Origin of the sequence: Frankia sp. ACN1ag (assembly GCF_001414035.1) — a bacterium.
GTDB lineage: Bacteria > Actinomycetota > Actinomycetes > Frankiales > Frankiaceae > Frankia > Frankia torreyi.
Map to the genome: position 1 here is coordinate 1 of NZ_LJPA01000061.1, position 17,977 is coordinate 17,977.

Annotated in this window: 7 protein-coding genes and 5 pseudogenes; 7 read left to right on the forward strand and 5 right to left on the reverse strand. The window is 69.6% G+C overall.

Features of this window, described 5'->3' with window-relative positions; genetic code table 11:
- Positions 1–334, forward strand: a pseudogene (locus tag UK82_RS29690) (IS701 family transposase); the annotation flags it as partial.
- Between the two features lie 513 nt (positions 335–847).
- Here UK82_RS29690 and UK82_RS43595 read toward each other — a convergent pair.
- The 4 genes and pseudogenes from UK82_RS43595 to UK82_RS41025 all read right to left on the reverse strand — a co-directional run.
- On the reverse strand, positions 848–986 hold a 139-nt coding region (locus tag UK82_RS43595), incomplete at its 5' end, for a hypothetical protein (protein WP_396230678.1).
- A 1-nt stretch (position 987) separates the two neighbouring features.
- Positions 988–1,552 (reverse strand): annotated as a pseudogene (locus UK82_RS43600) (Imm52 family immunity protein); the annotation flags it as partial.
- Positions 1,553–1,984: 432 nt separating this feature from the next.
- The coding region (locus UK82_RS41020; protein WP_255354380.1) for a polymorphic toxin-type HINT domain-containing protein at positions 1,985–4,831 on the reverse strand (2,847 nt) is incomplete at its 5' end.
- A gap of 1 nt (position 4,832) precedes the next feature.
- Positions 4,833–12,157, reverse strand: a pseudogene (locus UK82_RS41025) (DNRLRE domain-containing protein); the annotation flags it as partial.
- 1,214 nt (positions 12,158–13,371) lie between these two features.
- Between UK82_RS41025 and UK82_RS33890 the strand changes: the two are divergent.
- A complete protein-coding gene (locus UK82_RS33890; RefSeq protein ID WP_157867021.1) occupies positions 13,372–13,530 on the forward strand; it encodes a hypothetical protein in 159 nt (52 codons plus the stop codon).
- Positions 13,527–14,996 carry an aldehyde dehydrogenase family protein gene (locus tag UK82_RS29705; RefSeq protein ID WP_055410730.1) on the forward strand — a complete coding sequence of 490 codons (1,470 nt, stop codon included), beginning with the start codon at positions 13,527–13,529 and terminating at the stop codon, positions 14,994–14,996. Before UK82_RS33890 ends, UK82_RS29705 begins: the two co-directional genes overlap by 4 nt.
- A gap of 127 nt (positions 14,997–15,123) precedes the next feature.
- Here UK82_RS29705 and UK82_RS41775 read toward each other — a convergent pair whose 3' ends face one another.
- On the reverse strand, positions 15,124–15,246 hold the full coding sequence (locus UK82_RS41775; RefSeq protein WP_255354381.1) for a hypothetical protein: 123 nt from the start codon (positions 15,244–15,246) through the stop codon (positions 15,124–15,126).
- Between the two features lie 64 nt (positions 15,247–15,310).
- Between UK82_RS41775 and UK82_RS41030 the strand changes: the two genes are divergently transcribed.
- The 4 genes and pseudogenes from UK82_RS41030 to UK82_RS34275 form a co-directional block, all read left to right on the forward strand.
- A partial coding sequence (locus tag UK82_RS41030; protein ID WP_236706601.1) for a toll/interleukin-1 receptor domain-containing protein occupies positions 15,311–15,527 on the forward strand: 217 nt, incomplete at its 3' end.
- Between the two features lies 1 nt (position 15,528).
- Positions 15,529–17,122: pseudogene (locus tag UK82_RS33895) on the forward strand (toll/interleukin-1 receptor domain-containing protein); the annotation flags it as partial.
- A gap of 312 nt (positions 17,123–17,434) precedes the next feature.
- Complete coding sequence (locus UK82_RS29715) at positions 17,435–17,650, forward strand: hypothetical protein (protein WP_055410735.1); 216 nt, start codon at positions 17,435–17,437, stop codon at positions 17,648–17,650.
- A gap of 105 nt (positions 17,651–17,755) precedes the next feature.
- Positions 17,756–17,977 (forward strand): annotated as a pseudogene (locus UK82_RS34275) (IS3 family transposase); the annotation flags it as partial.

The following is a 17,977-nucleotide window of genomic DNA, read 5'->3' on the forward strand; positions in this document are numbered from 1 at the left end:
CACCCACGCCTGGCTCGCCGTCACCGCGAGGAAACACCGCGACCAGAACCCGCCGGCCGTCCCGCCGACGATGACCGCCGTGGGATACAAGCGTCTCCCCGGTGGCCTGCCGGTCGCCGAACAGCCGGAACCGGACAGGCGCATGATGACACCGTTCACCCTCAACGAGATCCGCCATGTCTTCGCCCTGTTCACCGAAGCCGTTCTCCCACCCGCCATGATCACCTGGTGGTCGGACTGGCGCCGCGGCCACCAGGCCCGCGCCCGCTACTACCACTACCAGACCCGGATCTACGCTGCCCAAAGCATCGCCCGGCAGGCAGCAGCCACATAAAGATCACTGGTGCTGTAGTACTAGGTCGAAGCTGTTGCCGCCGGTGGTGAGCGGAACGGTGCCCGAGGAGATCGGGTGAGGTCGTTCGAGCGAATCGCGGGAGGCAGGACCACGTCGGAGTAGCCGTTGTAGAACGTGCCGTGGATCAGCGGCACCGGAGCGGACTTCGCCCCGCGGCCGCAGGGGTCGGCCGCGAGACCACCGAGTTCGTCCGCGGAGCCGCGGCACCGCCACCCCCGACCACCTCGGCGCCCGCGAGCAGGCCACGGACCGTGCCGAGGAAGCCGTCCAGGCCGGCGGCAGCGCGGGCAGTCATCGCACCCACGGTGCCCGCCGCCAGGGGATCCCGACAAGCTCGGCCAGCGCGGTCGCGGTCGCGGTCCCTGGCCAGGAACTGACCCGCATACAAGTACATTGCCGCCGCGGTAATCGCTCCGATGAGATTCGGTTCATACTCACTGGTCCGGTCACCGGTCACCGGTCGAAGGTTGGAAGACGGTACATGAGGTGCCGTCAGGTGTCCGGCTCCAGGGCAGCGAGAAGCGTGTTGACCGCAGAGAGCTGTGCCTCCGACACGTGTAGAGGGCTGGTTCCGGTGATAATGAGATCCCCGCCCGCGAACCGTTCGAACGAGAGCCGGGAATCCCTGGTCNCCAATGTGCCAGGGGTTCCCGAGAGGTATGTGAGCCAGCCTCCTACCAGCTGCCCTGGAGGGTTTTCATGAGCTTCCCGCATCGAATGGCTCGTGAACGTCGCCCACTCTGGACGCCACGCCTCGACCACGGCCCGGAAAAGGCCTCGTGCAGTGTGTGGATCGTACAAGCCGGCCGTGGACTCCGATGGCTCAGGCAGTTTCAGTAGAAAGCTGTTCTTAATAGAATTCGTTTCCGGATTGGCGCCGCAGTGGGCGCTGAAGGAAGCGGGCTCGGGGCTCTTGTTCCACAGTGAGACTCTGAACCCGAGCTCGGGGATGACATGACCACCGAAGTCGGTGCGATTCCGGCCAGCCTTCAGCATCGATTCCAGCGAGTCGACGCTGGTCGACACCGGGTTGCCGGAGGCTGCGGCCTTGGTCCTGCCCTTGCGGAACCATGTCGCCAAAGCCGGGTGGGCGGCGCCGAGCTGGCCCAGACAGCCGGCCAGCCGTACAGCGCATTCGCCAGCCGACTCGACGCGCCCTCCCCAATAGGCCCCGATATAGCAGCGGTCCGCATTCATACAGATGGCCCAGATTGTTGTGGGATACCTCCTCCGCTACTCCTTGGATATTTGCGAAATTCCCCCCAACGCCATGGAAAAGATCTTCATAAATACTCCACAAGTGACCACATCCACATCCAGCCGGTCCAGCGATGCGAGCGTCTCCGGGGCGAGATCGATCGTTGTAATTGCGCCGCTTTCCGCACCACTTGGGGTTCGGAATAGCACGAGGCACCGGTAGGACCGAACGACCCCGGAACGCTCCTCCCTCATTAGCGACTGAAGAAATACCGTGTCGTCTTTCACCTGTGCACGTAGCGCGTCCACCGATGTCCACCGGGTCGCCCATCCCCGGCGCTCTGCCTCCAATTGGATACCAAGCAGGACTTCAAAGCTGATCTGGCACACCCGAAAGTCGGGATCAGCCGGGCAGATCATAGGCATTGTTTATTACCCCCCATTAAGAACATCGATGCGGATTTCCGTATTCGGGTCGATACGCCCGTCAGCGATTCTCGTGAGGAGTTCGTCCCAGCGGTGATGACCGCCGAGGATTTTACCGCCACGCGAGACAAGAATTCCGTCCCCCTCGGGCGCTTCATTGATTGCATCCAGCAGTTCATCGTCACTCAGGAACTCGTGATACCACTGTGACGAGGGATCGCGAGTTTTCTGCCCTTCGACATAATTCTCGGCGAGATCACCAGCACGTTCCATTCGTGTCTCAAAACAGGCACCGCTGTTGTGGACGAGGACTGGTGTGGTGCCGGCGAGGACGTAGTAGGTGTGGAGGGTGTCGACGGTGAGGTTGTAGACGGTCCGGGTCTGGTCGCGGTCGTGGGTGGCGGTGACAGGGACGTCGGCGCCGGTGGGAGTGCGCAGCCGGTCGGCGGAGGTGAGCTGGTCGGCGTCGACCCAGCCGTGGTGGGCATCATCCCAGAACGGATGATGATCGGTCGCAGTGAGGGTTCGTGGACCATCCGCCGTGGCCACGGTGACATCGACAAGATGCTTCAGGCCATGGCCGACGATGACCGCGGTGACGGTGTGAACCTCGGTACGCCCGGTCGTCGGGTCGGTGGCCAGGACCCGGTCACCGACCTTCACCTCCTCAATGCGCTTACGGGTGCCATCAGCCAGGAGGACCTCGGTGGCACCGTCAAAACTGTTCGGGGTATCGCAGGAGGCGGGCTGGCTGCCGGGTAGATCGCAGTCGTCGTCGCCCGGTCCGCAGATCGGGGTGCCGGTGTAGCCGGCGACCTCGCCGGTGAGGGCGGCGCCCGGGTCGCAGGTGTCGGTGAGCGGGGTGCCGCCGCTGGCGGCGCAGATGCGCCGCGCCGGAGCGGCGCCCAGGCCGCCGTACGGGTCCTCGGTGGCCGCGGCGGCGGCTGCGCCGGCCGCGGCAGCGGGGAGAGCGGCGCCGGTCGGGGTGGGGCGGGCGTCGCCGATGCAGCGCGCGGGCGCCTGGCAGGCCTGGACGATGTACTGCCTGCCAGCGGTCTGGTCGACGGTGTTGCCACCGGCGGTGAGCGGGACAGCGCCGGAGGAGATCGGAGCCGGGTCGGACGAGCGGACCGCGGGAGGCAGAACCGCGTCCGAGTAGCCGTTGTAGAACGTCCCGTGGATCAGCGGCACCGGGGCCGCCTTCGGCGCCGCGGCGGGGGCGGCCGCCCGCGGGGCTGACGTGGTCGCCCGCGCGGGCGCCGCGTACCCGCCTCCGGCCGCCGGCCGAGCGCCGGCCGACGCGCCGCTCCGCACCGCGGTGTTGGCCTGGGTGGCGGTGTTGGCCTGGGCAGTGGTGGCCGACTGGGTGGCGGTGGTCGGCCTGGCGGCGGCCGCGGGTTGCGTGGCCGGCACCGAACCGCTGCCGCTGTGGAGGTCGTCCCAGGCCTTGCCCGCGACGATGACGCCGAGCGTACCGGCCGCGGCGCCGAGCCCGACGCCGACCACGGTGGAGTCCAGGACGGCACCGGTGGCTTCGAGCCCAGCCGCGCCCGCAAGCTCGGCCGCCGGCACCGCGCTGGCGGCCACCACGGCGCCGGCCGCCGCGGCCCCCCCGACGATCGCGGAGGCCGCCAGCGCGGTGGTGTTCTTGATGCTGCTGAAGAAGCTGCGGCCGGTCAGGTCGTTGTAGGCGAGTGGGTTGGCACCGGCGTAGACGTACCGGTTGGCGGACACCGCCGAGGTGAGGGCGAGGTCGGCGCTGTCCCGGGAGATGAAGCTGCCGGTCCCCGGGGTGTACCAGCGGGCCTGCGCGTCCACCTTGCCGCTGGTCGGGTCGGTCCAGGAGCCCTGGTAGCCGATCCGCAGGTTGGCCGAGCCGGTCACGACCGGAGTCCCGAAGGGGTCGTAGGCCCGGTTGTCGGTGAGCCCGGCGCCGTCGGTGGTGAAGGCGCCCACGACGCTGCCGTGGATGTCGGTGGCGGTCGCCCAGTTCCCGGCGGCGGTGCCGGCGCTGATGATGTCGCCGTCCGGGTCGCGGGCGTAGGCGGAGCCGTCGACGCTCGGCTCGCGGTCGAGGCCGTCGTAGATGAGCCGCGAGGTGCCGTTGCGGACGGCGGCCCGGTCCAGCCCGTCGTAGGCGAAGGTGGTCGTCGCGCCACCGGCCGTGTCGGAGACGAGCCGGTCGAACGCGTCGAACACGGTCGTGGTCGTCGTCGCCCCGGCGACCCGTGTGCTCAGCGTCCCGCGGGCGGTGTAGCCGTAGGTCGCCGAGCCGTCGGAGAGCAGCCGGTTCCGTTCGTCGAACGACGCGGTGGCGGCGTTGACCGCGGTGCGGTTCCCCGCGGCATCCCAGCCGTAGGTGGTGGTGACGTTGGCCGGGTCGGTCCAGGCGGTGAGCCGGTCGGAGCGGTCGTAGCCGTAGGTCTGGGTCCCGGCGCCGGCGACGCCCGCCGGACCGATCACGGTGGTCAGCGGGTTGTCGTTGTTGTCGTAGGTGTAGGTCTGCGAGCGCAGCGTGCCGCCCGGGCCGGTCAGCGTGTCGGCGGTGGTGCGGCCCAGGCCGTCGTAGCCGAAGCTGCGCACGGCCCCGCCACTGCCGTAGGCGACGGAGGTGAGCTGGCGGGCGTCGTCGTAGCTGAGGGTGCGGGTCCCGCCGGTGGCGGCGGCGCCGACGGAGGTCAGGTCGCCGCGGGCGTTGTAGTGGAAGTCCGAGTAGCTGCCGGGGTCGGCCCGCCGGGTCATCCGGCCGTTCTGGTCGTACTCGAAGGAGGAGCCCCCACCGTCACCCGAGGCGCTGGTGACCAGGCCACGGTCGTCGTAGCCGAAGGACTGCGAGCCGCGGGGGTGGTCGATNCCGGTGAGCTGGCCGACCAGGTCGTAGTGCAACGTCCGGGCGGCCGCCGCCGCGCCGCCGCCGGAGCCGGACTCGGCGGTGAGGCGACCGAGCTCGTCGAAGGTCCGGGTCCGGGTGACCCCGCCCGGCTCGACCAGGCCGACGGGCAGCCCGCCGGCGTCGTAGGAGGTCTGCCAGGTGCGGTCGGCGAGGTTCGGGTAGGCGGTGGTGGACGGTTCGATCGTCTTCTCGGGTAGGCCGAGGCTGTTGTAGGTGGTGACGGTGACGTTGCCGCGTCCGTCGGTCAGCCGGGTCGCGTTGCCGGCGGCGTCGTAGCCGAGGGTGGTGGTGGTCGTCGTGGTGGCGGTGACAGGTTCGACGAGGGTGCGGACCCGGTCGAGGGCGTCGTAGGTGCGGGTGGTGGTCCAGCCGTCGAAGTCGGTGGCCGAGGTCGGGTTGCCGGCCGCGTCGTAGCCGGTGGAAGCGGCTCGAAGCTGGGTGTTGGTCGGGGAGAACTGCGCGGCGGTGGTCGGCCGGCCGGCCCGGTCGTAGGTGATCCGGATGCTGCGGCCGAGCGGGTCGGTGACGGTCGCCGGCCGGCCGGCGAGGTCGTAGGCGTGGTGGGTGAGCTTGCCGAGTTCGTCGTGCTCGTCGACGAGGGCCCCGGTGGCGTCGTAGCTGCCGGTCCACATCGCGCCGGAGGGGATGTTCGCCGGGGTCAGGATCCTGGTGACGTCACCGGCGTCGTCGTGGTCGGTGTAGGTGGTGAAGGTCGCGGCCGGGGTGCGCTCGGTGCGGGTGGTGGCCCAGACCCGGTCGTGGTCGTCGTAGGCGTAGAAGGTCCACACGCCGTTCGCGTCGACGAGGGACGTCGGGTTCGAGGCGTCGTCGTAGACGATCCGGCTGACCCCGGCGGCGCCCGCGCCCGTGGCCTGCGGCTCGGTGACGGCGACCGGCCGGTTCAGCGCGTCGTAGACCGTGGTGGTCGTCTGCCCGCGGGTGTCGACATGGGTGAGGGGGTTGCCGTTGTGGTCGTAGGTCCAGGACTCGACCGGCGTGATCGCCGATCCGCCGGGCGGCGTGTAGGACGGATGGGTGGCCTGGGTGGGCCGGCCGAGGGCGTCGTAGGCGGTGGTGGTGACCTGCCCGCGCGGGTCGCGCCGCTGGGTGATCTCCCCGAAGGTGTCGTAGCCGAGATCCGCGGCCGGACGCTGCGCGGCGGGCGCTCCCCCGTTCTCCTCCACCGGCACCGACGGCGCCTTGACCTGGGTGATCGCGCCGGCGGCGTTGACCGTGGCGTTGCTGACGTAGGCCGCGTCGGGGGCGCCGCCGGCCACGTAGCCGCGGGGGTCCGCGCCGCCGGTGACGAATCCGCGCTGGTCGCGCTGGTAGGTGGTGACGAACGTGGTGGTGCCGTCGCCGAACAGGGTCTGCGACGTCAGCCGGGAGGCGTTGTCGTAGCCGAAGTCGGTGCGCTCGGTCGCGGACGTGCCGGCCGCGCCGGACACCGCCGAGGTGACGTCGTCGTTCGCGTCGTAGGTGTAGTCGACGGTGCGGGCGAGCCCGGCCGGGTCGACGGTGCTGCGGGTCAGTCGGCCGGCGGCGTCGTAGGTGCCGGTGACGGTCGCCCGGCCACCGCCCGTGGTCAGGGAGTTCGGGTTGCCCGCGCCGTCGTAGGAACGGTCGACCAGGACGATGTCCCGGGCGTTCGCGCTCGACAGCGTGCCGGTGGCCAGGTCCGGTGGCCGGTAGCCGACCAGGATGTCCTGGCGGGGCAGGTCGTCGAGCCAGTAGGTGTGCCGCGTCGTGCGGCCCAGCGCGTCGGTGACGGTGGCCAGCCGGTCCGCCGGGTCGTAGGCGCGGGATTCCAGCACGACGTCGCGGGCGGTGGTGTCGGCGACAGGGTCGTCGACGAAGTCCTTGAGGGTCCTCGTCGTGAGCAGGTTGTGCGCCGTGTAGGCGTAGGAGGTGACGGCGCCGTTCGGGTCGGTCGACGTCGCCACGTTCCCGTTCGCGTCGAAGGTGACCGCGGTGGTCGCCGCCGCCGGGGTGCCGGCGCCGACGGTCATCGAGGTCTGGCGGTCGTCGCCGTCGTAGGCGTAGGTGGTGGTGCGCGTGCTGTCCCCGCCGGTGGAGTCGGAGACCGCCGTCTGGGTGGGGCTGCCGTTGAGGTCGTAGCTGGTGGTCGTCACCCGGGTGTGCGTCGTACCGGTGATCGGGTTGGCCACGCCGGGCTCGGTGGCGGTGAGGACGTGGGAGAGCTTGTCGTAGGTGTAGGTGGTGGTCAGCCCAGCCGGGAAGGTGTCCGAGGTCTCCTTCGAGGTGAGCTCACGGCCCAGTTCGTCGTAGGTGTAGTCGCGGACCAGCCCGGCCGGATCGGTGCCCTGGCGCAGATCCCCCTTGCTGTCGTAGGCGTAGGTCGTCGTCTTCCCGCGGGCGTCGGTGGACGACGCGAGCAGGCCGCGCGGCTCGGTACCGCCGCCGACGGCCGTCTCCGTGCCGACCGTGAAGGCCGCACTCGTCGTCCGCCCCGCGGGGAAGTCGGGGGTGGCCGGGGTTCGGGTCCCGGTCAGGTCCCCGGCGGCGTCGTAGGTGTAGGTGGTCTTGTAGGTGTCATCCGTCGGCGCGGCCGAGCGCGCGTCGCGGACCGCGGTGACCAGGTCGTTGCGGGAGTCGCCGGGGGCACCGAGGAAGTAGTCGTAGTACTCGGTGTTCGGCCACAGGGTGCCGTTCAGGTTGAGCCGGACCGTCGTGCGGGCCCGGACGTTGCCGCGGTCGTCGGTCTGCAGCATGAGGACGTTGCCGTTCTCGTCCGTCACCTGGGACAGGAAGCCGCGGTTGTTGTAGGTGAACCGGCGGTCCCCGGTGGCGTCCCGGTGCGAGATGAGCTGGCCCTGGGCCGAGTACTCCCAGTCCTCGTCATGACCGCGCGGGTCGGTGATCCGCACGATCGTGGTGGGGCTGGTGGACAGGACGCCGTAGGTCGTGCGGTGGCCGAGGCCGTCCTCCCGCCAGGCCACCGTCCCGTCGGCGTTGTAGCCGATCTTCGTCTCGATGTTGCCGCGGGGCAGGGTGATCTGCGCGAGCTTGCCGTTCGCGGCGTAGGAGTAGGTGGTCGGCGTCGAGGTGTGCGGGGCGGTGACCGTGGTCAGGCCGCTGCCGGTGTAGCCGTAGGACCAGGTCAGCGGTCCGCCATGGGCCGCGACGGAGGCGGTCGAGACCGAGGCGACGTGGTTGCCGTCGCCGGTCCAGGTGAAGGTCAGCGACCGGCTCGTCGTCGCGTTGGTCACCGACGTCAGCCGGGAGTTGCCGTCGTAACCGAGCTGGAGTGCCCGGCCGGCCGCGTCGGTGATCCCGGTGAGGCGGCCGTCCGAACGGAAGGAGTAGTGGGCGCCGTTCTTCTCGCTCAGAACGGTCGCAGCGGTGGCGGTGAGGTCGTCGATGCGCCCGGCGCCGGTCCCGTCGGCGTACGGGCCGGCGCGGCTGCCGTAGAAGACGGCCGGGTCCTTCGCGGACAGGATCTGCGTGCCGTTGCGCAGCACACTGATCGAGGGACCGTTGGTGAGGATCGTGAGGGTGTCCGTGGCGGTGCAGCACAGCCCGGCCGCGTCGGCGACGGTGGTATCCACCCCGTCCACCCGCTTGATCAGCCGCCAGGTGTTCGCCGACGGCAGCGCGACGAGCCGCCAGTAGTTGTTCGCGTCGGCGACCCGGAAGGCCAGCCCGGTGCCCTGCTGCGCGACGGGCTCCGTGAAGCTGATCGAACCGTCGGCGGCGGCGCCGATGGTGGCCAGGTTGTGCCCGGTGGCGCCGGAGGCCAGGTAGGCCGCGTTGCCGCTGGTACCCCAGGTGCCGGCGAGGTTGACCCAGTGCTCGCCGTCGTCGGTCGAGCCGAGCCCGGTGGTCGAGTCCGGGTTGGTGAAGGTGTCGCGGTGGGCGTCCGCGGTGATCAGCAGCGAGTCGATCCGGCCGGAGCCGGTGCCCTGGGCGTAGAGACCGGCTGACGTCGCGGTCGAGAACTGGCTGTCGCTGGTGGTCGCGACGACCCGGTCGTTACGCAGGATGGACAGCAGGCCGCCGGACATGCTGATGCCGTAGGTGTCGGTGGTGGCGCAGCAGGCGTCGGACGCGGTGAGCACCGTCGTCTCCCAGCCACCGACCCGTTTCGCCACCACCACGGAGTTCGACGACGGGTTGATGTACAGCAACCACATGTTGTCGATGTCCTGGACCCGGAAGGCGATGCCGATCCGGTCCTGCAGGACGGGGGCGGTGAAGCGGATCGTGCCGTCCGACGGCGCCGGAATGACCGCGACGCTACGGAACCAGCCCCCGGCGGTCGCCAGATAGGCGGCATTGTCGGACAGGCCCCAGACGCCGTCGAGGACTTGCCAGTTCTCGCCGGAATCGGTGTTTCCCAGGGAGGTGGCGGAGTTCGCCCCGGTGAAGGAGGCCACCCGCGGCGCCGGCGCCTGCAGGAACGAGTAATAACCGCGCGGCGACTGGTAGGAGCCATCGCTGTTGCGACCGAACCGGGCCAGTCGCCCGTCCGGATAACGAATCTGGACGTTGCCCTGACCGGCGGAATCCGGGACGGCCGTCATGTCGTAGTCGGAGGTCCAACCGGTCCCGAACAGCCCGTCCGCGGTACTCATGCTGTTGTAGGTGCGGGCCACGCTCTGCCCCGGCCCGGTGCCGTCCAGCGAGGCGTCGGTGACGGTCGACGCGTAGTTCTGGGTCAGCGGGTGCACCCCGCCGACCGCGGGGACGTAGGCGTCGCGCCCGAGGTCCGACTGGGTCGGGGGCTGGTCGACGACGGGGCTGAGCGCGAGTGGCGACGTCCACAGGCTCTGGTTCGCGCCGTCGCTCACCTGACCACGCCAGTAGTAGATCTGGTCCCAGTTCAGCGCCCCGGCGGGGGGCAGCCAGGTGTTCGACGCCTGCGAGCCGGACGTCCAGCAGGCGCCGGAGTTCGCGTCGGTCCCGGTGCAGAGCTGGAACGAGTAGCTCAGCGGGCTCGGGCCGTTGTCCGGGTCGACCGCGGTCAGGCGCAGTGGCGGCCGCACGCTGGCGACCTCCGAGCCGGACAGCGGGGACACGTCGCTGATGTACGGCGACTGGTTCGCCGGGTTCGACAGGATCAGCGTCGTCGCGTACTCGGGAATCCCCTGGTCGGAGAACCAGGACGTGCCGGCCTCCTCCATGTCCCAGCGGATCGTGTAAGTGCCGGGAGAAAGGCCGGCCAGGCTGACGGCGGCGGGCAGGTCGATCGTCTGGCCCGAACTGACCGACGTGGGAAGGTCGGTCTGGACACCCTGGTGAATCACCTCGGTGGTGTTCGCGGCGTCGTAGATGTGGTACGAGAGTTTGTAGTTGCTGTTCGCGGGCCACAGGGCCTGACCGGTGTTCTGCAACCGGACGGTGATCTGCCCCGGCGTGGTCGTGGTCGGCTGGGTGGTCCAGGTCGGGTTCCCCGACGGATAGGAGTAGGTCACCCCGTACGGGGTCCACGCCAGTTCCAGGCGCGGCCGGTAGTCCGAGTCCGGGGTCGCCGGGTTGCACCAGCAGTCGTCGGAGAAGAACTCCTTGTACCACTGGCCGTCCGTGTCCGACGTGACCACGGCGAGGCCGAAGTTCGCGTTCGCGTCGTGCGTCCAGGTGTTCACGAGGTTCGTCAGCCGCGGGTCGCCGTCCCCGATGAACTCCCAGGACGCGCCGCAGGCGGACAGCGAGTCATCGTGCGCGAAGGACTTCTGCGCGACCTCCTCGCCGATCGTGGCGCCGGGCCACGTCATGTTGCCGCCGTACCAGGGGATGGTGACCCGGCGCAGGCTCACCGGATGCGGCGTGCAGCCGCTTGCGGAAAGCCGGTTGACCATTTTCACGTGGGCGTTGGTGACCGTCGCGTTCGTCAGCGAGGACTGGCCCGGGAAGCTGAGGTAGCCACGCACCACGTCGGAGCCCACGACGCCGGACTTGATGACGAGTTCGGAGGCGTAGTTGGTGCTGGGATGGGCTGAGGAGACGTAGGTGTCGTCGGCCCCGGCGATCAGGGTGGACACGTTCGGGTCCACCCGGACGGGATAGACCCGGTCCTTCGCCGCCAGCCAGTCCTTGTCCAGGTCGACCTGGAGCGCCTGCTGGCCGCCCGGCAGCGTCACGAGGCTGTAGGCAACCCCGTCCGACGATGCCCGGAACCCCTGCGGAGACGTCCGGCGGGAGTCCTCCATGGACCCCGGCGGAATGACCGCCCGCACCTCACCGCTGCTGTCCGACAGCAGCACCTTCCGCCCGTCGACCTTCGCCGTCAGGCCGGTGAGCGTCAGCGGGTACGTCCACGTCGTCGGGGCCTGCGCCGAGTGGAGAACCAGCACCTCCTTGAGCCCGTCGGCGGTCGGCCCCAGTTCGAGGTCGGCCGCGTCCCGCACCCCGGCGTACGTCGCCTTCGACCCGTCGACCGTGGCCTGCGCACCCTGCGCCTGCGCGATCCCGAACGCGAACGAGGTGTCCGCGTCGAGCTGGAGCTTCCCGAGCTGGGCGTCGTCGGCGCGCGGCGCGACCTCGGTCGTCGCCCGGGCGGACCGGGCGTGCAGCCGTCCCCGGTCGCCCGACACCAGGGCGGTGTCAATGCCAACCCAGGTGCCCTTGGCGTCCTTGAAGCGGTCGGAACCCATCGTCGTCTCGGCGGTGAACGTCCCGTCCGGGTTGTGGAACACCTCCCGGGACTCGGTGCGCAGGCTCGGTACCTCGACCCGACCCGCCTGCGGCTTCAGTTCACGGCCCGGCTCGCGCGCCGGGGCCGTCGTCTCGGAGTCACCGAATCGGGCGGTGGTCACCGCCTCGGGCGCCGCGGCCGCTCCGGTGCCTCCGGCCGCTCCGGTGCCTCCGGCTGCTCCGGTGGCTCCCGCAGCCGCACCCGCGGCCCTGGGGCTGCCACCGACGGGAGTCCCCGCCCCGGCCGCCGGCTTCTGCGAGACGAACGGTTTCACCGTCCGGCTCGCGGCCGGCGTCGTCGGCACCGTCCCGGCCAACGGCGGGACGATCTCTCGCAGCTTCGCGGGATCCGGCGCCGCCACCGACTGCGTCGCGCTGGTCGGGACCGCCGCGTCCCGGCCGGCGGCGCTGCCCGACGAGCTCTCCGGCAGCTTCGTGTCGCGGAAGGGGTTCACGTCCGCGATCGGGCGAAGGTCCGGGCTCTGGACCCGGTTCACGACCGTGACGGCCGTCAGCACGACGGCGACGACCAGCCCCAGGGCGATCAGGCCGCGGCGGAGTCGAGAGGTTCGCCGGCGACGGGGACGGAATCCGGGGGTGGGCGCAGGGGCGGGGAGGTGCCGGCCAGACATGACTGCTCCGAAGATCCGTGGGGCGCGAAGACCTTGTGTGAAGACCCACCGCGACCGGTACTCCGGGCATCAGGGAAGACGGCAGGTGACCCGCGCGTGAAGGCGCGCGGCAGCGAGAGAAGGCAGGACAACGAGAAGCCGGCGGCCGGGATCAGCGCGGGCCGACAACCTGCCCACCGCCGGGGGGCGAACGGCGGGCAGCGCGGTCGAGGGTGGCGGGAAAAGGGGCTGTCAGCCGGGGCGCCGGGGGCCCGCCCGCCGTCCGAGGTGGCCGGCCCAGAATCCGGACCGCGCCATTTCACCCGACCTCACGAGAGGGTAGGCGGCCTGCTCCCAGGCGATGGCCGGAACTGGCCGGCAGGCACTGAAAAGAAACCCGCCAGCAGCTGTGGGCCGCAGCCGCTGATGGAATGCAAAGACGGCTGGAGATGCCTGCATCACATCAGCTCCATCCACTGGGGCAGGAAACAAGGAACCGGTACGGGCGCAGCCCCCGAGGGGAACGGAGGCCGCGCCAGATCACCAAAGATGACGGCCGGCGAATCGGAAGGCAATGAAAATGTCTTCGTTGTCGGTCTGTTGTCTTCACATTCCGTAGCAACCTTCGACCGGATATGGAGGCATGACCCGGAGGCGGCCGCCCCGACACTCGGCGTTCTTCGCTAAACAGACATATAGCTCAGATCCGCCAGCAAGACAGGACACGTTCCGCCACGGATATGACGTGCACCACACAGTGGGGTGTTACCTGGCTGCAACACAGGCCGGGATGTGGTCCCACACAGGCCGCGATCCGGACCGTCCAGGGTTCCGTCAAGTCTGGAAGCCCGGAAAGAAACGCCTGACAGAAGCCATGATCATGACTGCTGGAGTCGATCCGAACCCCGTTCCCCCGACCGCTGATCATGCTCTTTGGACCGGGCTGCCCGCCTCGGCGTGCCGTGCCTGCGCACCGCAGCCCTCCGACTGGTACTCGGTCGTCTCCGCGACCGACCTTCTTCCTCGCCGGTCCTCTGCTCGGACCCGCGGCGCTACCCCGCGGCCAGTTCGGCGGCCGGACGGGCGCGATCACCTCGGCGTCGGCGCTGCTGCACGCGCGAACACTTGTTCAGTGCGGTTAATGGTGGTTTGACGATAAATCGGGATGCTGTGACGATCGACACACTTCGCCGCCCCCGATCCGAGGGCGGCGGCGGCTCAGAAGGGTGCGCCGAGTGACCACACGCGTCGTCGTCTGCCATACCGAAGGAGTCGGATCGCACGCCGTCCGGCTGTTGTCGGCCGAGTCCCAGGACGTCACCGGAACGCAGCTCACCGTCGACGGGGGCGCGGCGGGTCAGCAGCCCGCCCTTACCGCCACGGTCTCTTCATGATCATCCGGGAGCAGTTATACGTCGGCGGCCGCTGGGTGGACAGCGACTCCACCGAGACCCTGACGGCGATCAACCCCGCGACCGAACAGGTCGTGGGGGTGGTGCCCCAGGCGTCCGCGGGAGACGTCACCCGGGCGATCATGGCCGCGCGCGAGGCGTTCGACGACGGCCCGTGGCCCAGAATGAAGCCGTTCGAGCGGTCCCGCGTACTGATGCGGATGGCCGAGGTCATGCGGCGGCGCCAGGCCGAGCTCGTCGACCTCGACGTCACCGAGGTGGGTCGAGCTCGGACGCTCTCCGAGTCGGTCTTCGTCGACGTGCCGATCGAGCACTTCGAGGACATGGCCGAGCGGGTGCTGCTCTCGTTCGAGTTCGACGAGCCGATGCTGCCCTACGAGACCCCGCTCGGCGTAGGCCAGGGCGTCGTGCGCCGCGAGCCCTACGGCGTGGCTTCGATCATCACGCCGTACAACGCGCCGTTCTTCCTGGCCGCGTTCAAGCTCGCGCCGGCGTTGGCCGCCGGGTGCACGACCGTGCTCATGCCGTCGCCCTACACCCCCCTGTCGGCGTTCCTGGTCGCGGAGATCGCCGAGGAGGCGGGTCTGCCACCGGGAGTGCTCAACGTCGTCACCGGCACACCGGCGGCCGGTGAACTGCTCACCTCGCACCCGGCGGTGGACATCGTTAGTTTCACCGGCTCCGACGCAGTCGGTCGCAGGATCGTGAAACAGGCGGCGGACACGCTCAAGAAGGTCGTGCTCGAACTGGGCGGCAAGTCGGCGAACATCGTCTGCGAAGACGCCGACCTGACCAAGGTGATTCCCGACGTCGTCATGAACTTCACGCTGAACTGCGGCCAGGGCTGTTCGATGCTGACCCGGACCCTCGTGCACGAATCGATCCACGACGACCTCGTCGCGGGTCTGAAGGAGGCCATGGACCACGTCAGGATCGGCGACCCGGCCGACCCGACGGTGACCATGGGCCCGCTCATCAGCGCCGCGCAGCGGGACAAGGTGGAGACGCTCATCCGCGCCGGCCTCGACGAAGGAGCGCAGCTCGCCTACGGCGGCGGCCGCCCGGCCCACCTACCGAAGGGCTTCTTCGTCGAACCGACCGTGTTCGTCGGGGTCGAGAACTCGATGACGATCGCCCAGCGCGAGTTCTTCGGGCCGGTCACCGTCGTCATCCCGTTCCGGGACGACGACGAGGCCGTCCGGCTGGCGAACGACAGCGACTTCGGACTCGGCGGCGGAGTCTGGTCAGGTGACCCGACGCGGGCCTACCGCATCGGGGGCCGGATCCGCGCAGGCATGGTGTCCCTCAACGGCGGCACCGGCGGACTCAGCCCGCACGGACCCTTCGGCGGCTACAAGGCCAGCGGGATCGGCCGCGAATGGGGCAAGTGGGGGCTGTCCGAGTTCCTGCAGCACAAGTCGCTGGTGTGGCCGATGGCGTCGGGCTAGGGCTGGCGAGCACGGGTCACCGGCCGGCGGTCAACCCCGACCACCTCCGAAGAATTTTCACCGACCTCGTCGAAGACGCGGGCCTGTCCCCCGTTCGCATGCACGACCTTCGTCACGTCGCTGCCACCTACGCTTCGCGGCCGGCGGCGGCCTGAAAGCCGTCCAAGCCCTCCTCGGCCACACCTCCAACACCATCCACCACCGACACCCACGTTCTGCCCGAGCCCACCGCCGCCATCACCGAGAACATCGCCGCCCTCATCCCCCGCACCTGCCGCCCCCACTCTCGAACCGCTTAATCTGCCAGATCCGCTATGTGGGACCCTGGCGGGGTGGTAACGGGGGCGGACACACACGCTGCTGGGCGTGTCGCTGACGGGCACGTGCATTTCTTCGTGTCGTACACCGGGGTCGACCAGAGGTGGGCGGAGTGGATCTCCTGGCAGCTGGAGGAGGCTGGCTACCAGGTGCTTGTGCAGCCGTGGGACTTCGGCGCGGGCGCGCACCTGGTTTATGAAATGAACAAGGCAGNCTCGACGGCAGCGCGGACGGTGGCAGTGGTCTCGTCCGCTTACCTGACCTCTGCCTATGCGGGTGCGGAGTGGCAAGTCGCCTGGAGCGCCGACCCGTCCGGGACTGAGCGCAGGCTGCTACCGGTTCGGGTGGAAGACTGCCCCCGGCCGGGGCTGCTGGGGCTGGTGGTCGGCGTGGACTTGTTCGGCGTGGACGAGGAGACCGCACGGGAGCGGTTGTTGGCGGCCGTAACGGATGGGCGGGGCAAGCCCGAGCGTCCACCGGCGTTTCCGGGCGGCTTGCACGCGGATGCCAACAACACGCCGCCGCGGTTCCCCGGGCCGCCTGAAGAGCTGGACGCGGTGTGGCAGCCGGGCCGATCGCCCTTCCCAGGCCTAGCCGCGTTCGATGCAAGCCGGGCGGCGGTGTTCATAGGCCGGAACGAGGACGCCCAGCGGCTAGCAGCCGAGTTGGGCAGCCCGGCAGGTGATTCGGCCGGGCTGCTGGTTGTGGTCGGCCCATCGGGTTGCGGCAAGTCCTCGCTGGTCGCGGCCGGCCTAGCACCCAGGCTGATGGAAGACACAGACTGGCTGGTGCTGCGCCCGATGACCCCGGGCGGTCGGCCGCTGTCCGCGCTAGCTGGCGTGCTGGCCAAGGCAGGCCGCCAACAGGGCATGAGTTGGGACACCGAAACGCTCGCAGGCAGACTGGCCAAGCCCGGCGCTATCGTGGAGATCACCGAGGATCTACTCGCGGCGGCGTCGCCGCCGGCGCGGCGGCTGTTGCTCGTCGTCGACCAGGCCGAGGAACTGCTGGTCCGTAGTAGCCCGGCTGCCCGGAACGAGTTCCTCGCCCTGCTGGCAGCGGCAACCGGCGGCCAGGTGCGAGCGGTCGCGACGCTGCGCTCGGAATACCTCGACCAGCTCATCGAGGAGGCGGCGCCGGCCCGTCTGCCGGTGCGGGCCGAGGCCGTCAATCCGCTATCCCGGGACCTGCTCCGACTGGTGATCGCTGGGCCGGCGCGTCTGGCGGGGCTGACGATCGACGACGAGTTGGTCGCGCGTATGGTCTCCGACACCGGCAACGGACAGGCGCTTCCCCTGTTGGCGTACACGTTGCAGCGCCTCTACTCGGAGGCCCGCGAGGCGGGCACCACAGTGCTGTCCGCCACCCTGTACGACAAGACCGGCGGGGTCCGCGGCGCGCTTGTCGACCACGCCGACGCGGCGCTCGCCGAAGCCACCGCCGCGACTGGTAGCACCGACGAGGAGGTCCTCACCGCTCTGCTTCGTCTGATCACAGTCGATGCCGACGGCCGCCCCACACGCCGCCAGGTACCTCTCGACCATCTGTCCGACTCGACCGGGAGGGAGGTGACACCATTCGTCGCTCGCCGTCTGCTTACCGTCAATAACAGCAACGGCCAGACCGTCGTCGATATCGCCCACGAACACATCTTCACCGCGTGGACACCGCTCGCCACGGCAATCGGCCAGGCTGCCGATGGTCTCCGGCTGAGGGCGGCGGTCGAGGACACCGCTGCCGACTGGAATCGCCATGGCCGGCCCACCAACTACCTCTGGGAATTCGACAGGGCCACCGAAACAAGGTGAGCTGTCAACCTGACAGAACTCACCCCCATCGCCCGGATATTCCTCGACATCAGCCGCCGACACGGTCAACGCCGTCGCCGCCGACTCACCGCCGCGCTCACGAGCGCGCTGCTACTTGTCACCTCCGGTGCTTTCATAGCACTCGTTCAATGGCATATCGCCGTCGATCGGGGAAAGGCCACAGAGCGGGAACGGCGAACTGCCGTAGCGCAAAGACTCATCACCGAAGCAACTGCCCTCCGTTCCAGTACCCCCCGTAGGGCCCTCAAACTTGACCTCGCCGCGCACGAAATCGACGGACGAGTCGGCGCGATGGACCAGATTGCGACGATCCTTACCGACAACACATTGCAGGCGAGTCTCACCGACCACCTCGACGCGGTGAGCGGGGTGGCGCTCACGCCGGACGGGCGCACCGCGCTGACCGGTAGCCGAGACGGGACAGCGATCGTGTGGGATCTGAGCGACCCGGCCCACCCCGCCCATCGCGCCACCCTCACCGGCCACGCCCCCTATCTGTCAGCATGAGATGAGCCAGGCGGCGGCTATCATCTTGTGACCTGGGCGGGTAGGGAGAGGAAGATCGTGACGATGGCGGTGCCGGCTGGGCGTGGCCTGGTCGATGATGTCCGTGTGGACGGACGTGAGGACGCGGGCCGGCGGCCGGACCCGGAGGTCGAGCCGAAGGCGCGGCGGCGGTCGTTCTCAGCGGCGTACAAGCTGCGGATCCTGAACGAGTACGAGGCGGCCCCGGACGGGCAGAAGGGTGCAATTCTGCGCCGGGAGAGTCTGTACTCGGCGCATATCGTGGAGTGGCGTAAGGCCCGTGAGGCGGGTGCGCTGGCGGGCCTGTCG

Bases quoted from the DNA above. Each gene is read 5' to 3' on its own strand.
- UK82_RS29705 (WP_055410730.1), top strand. From the start codon at position 13,527: ATGATCATCCGGGAGCAGTTATACGTCGGCGGCCGCTGGGTGGACAGC.
- UK82_RS41775 (WP_255354381.1), bottom strand. From the start codon at position 15,246: ATGTTCTCGGTGATGGCGGCGGTGGGCTCGGGCAGAACGTGGGTGTCG.
- UK82_RS29715 (WP_055410735.1), top strand. From the start codon at position 17,435: ATGGACCAGATTGCGACGATCCTTACCGACAACACATTGCAGGCGAGT.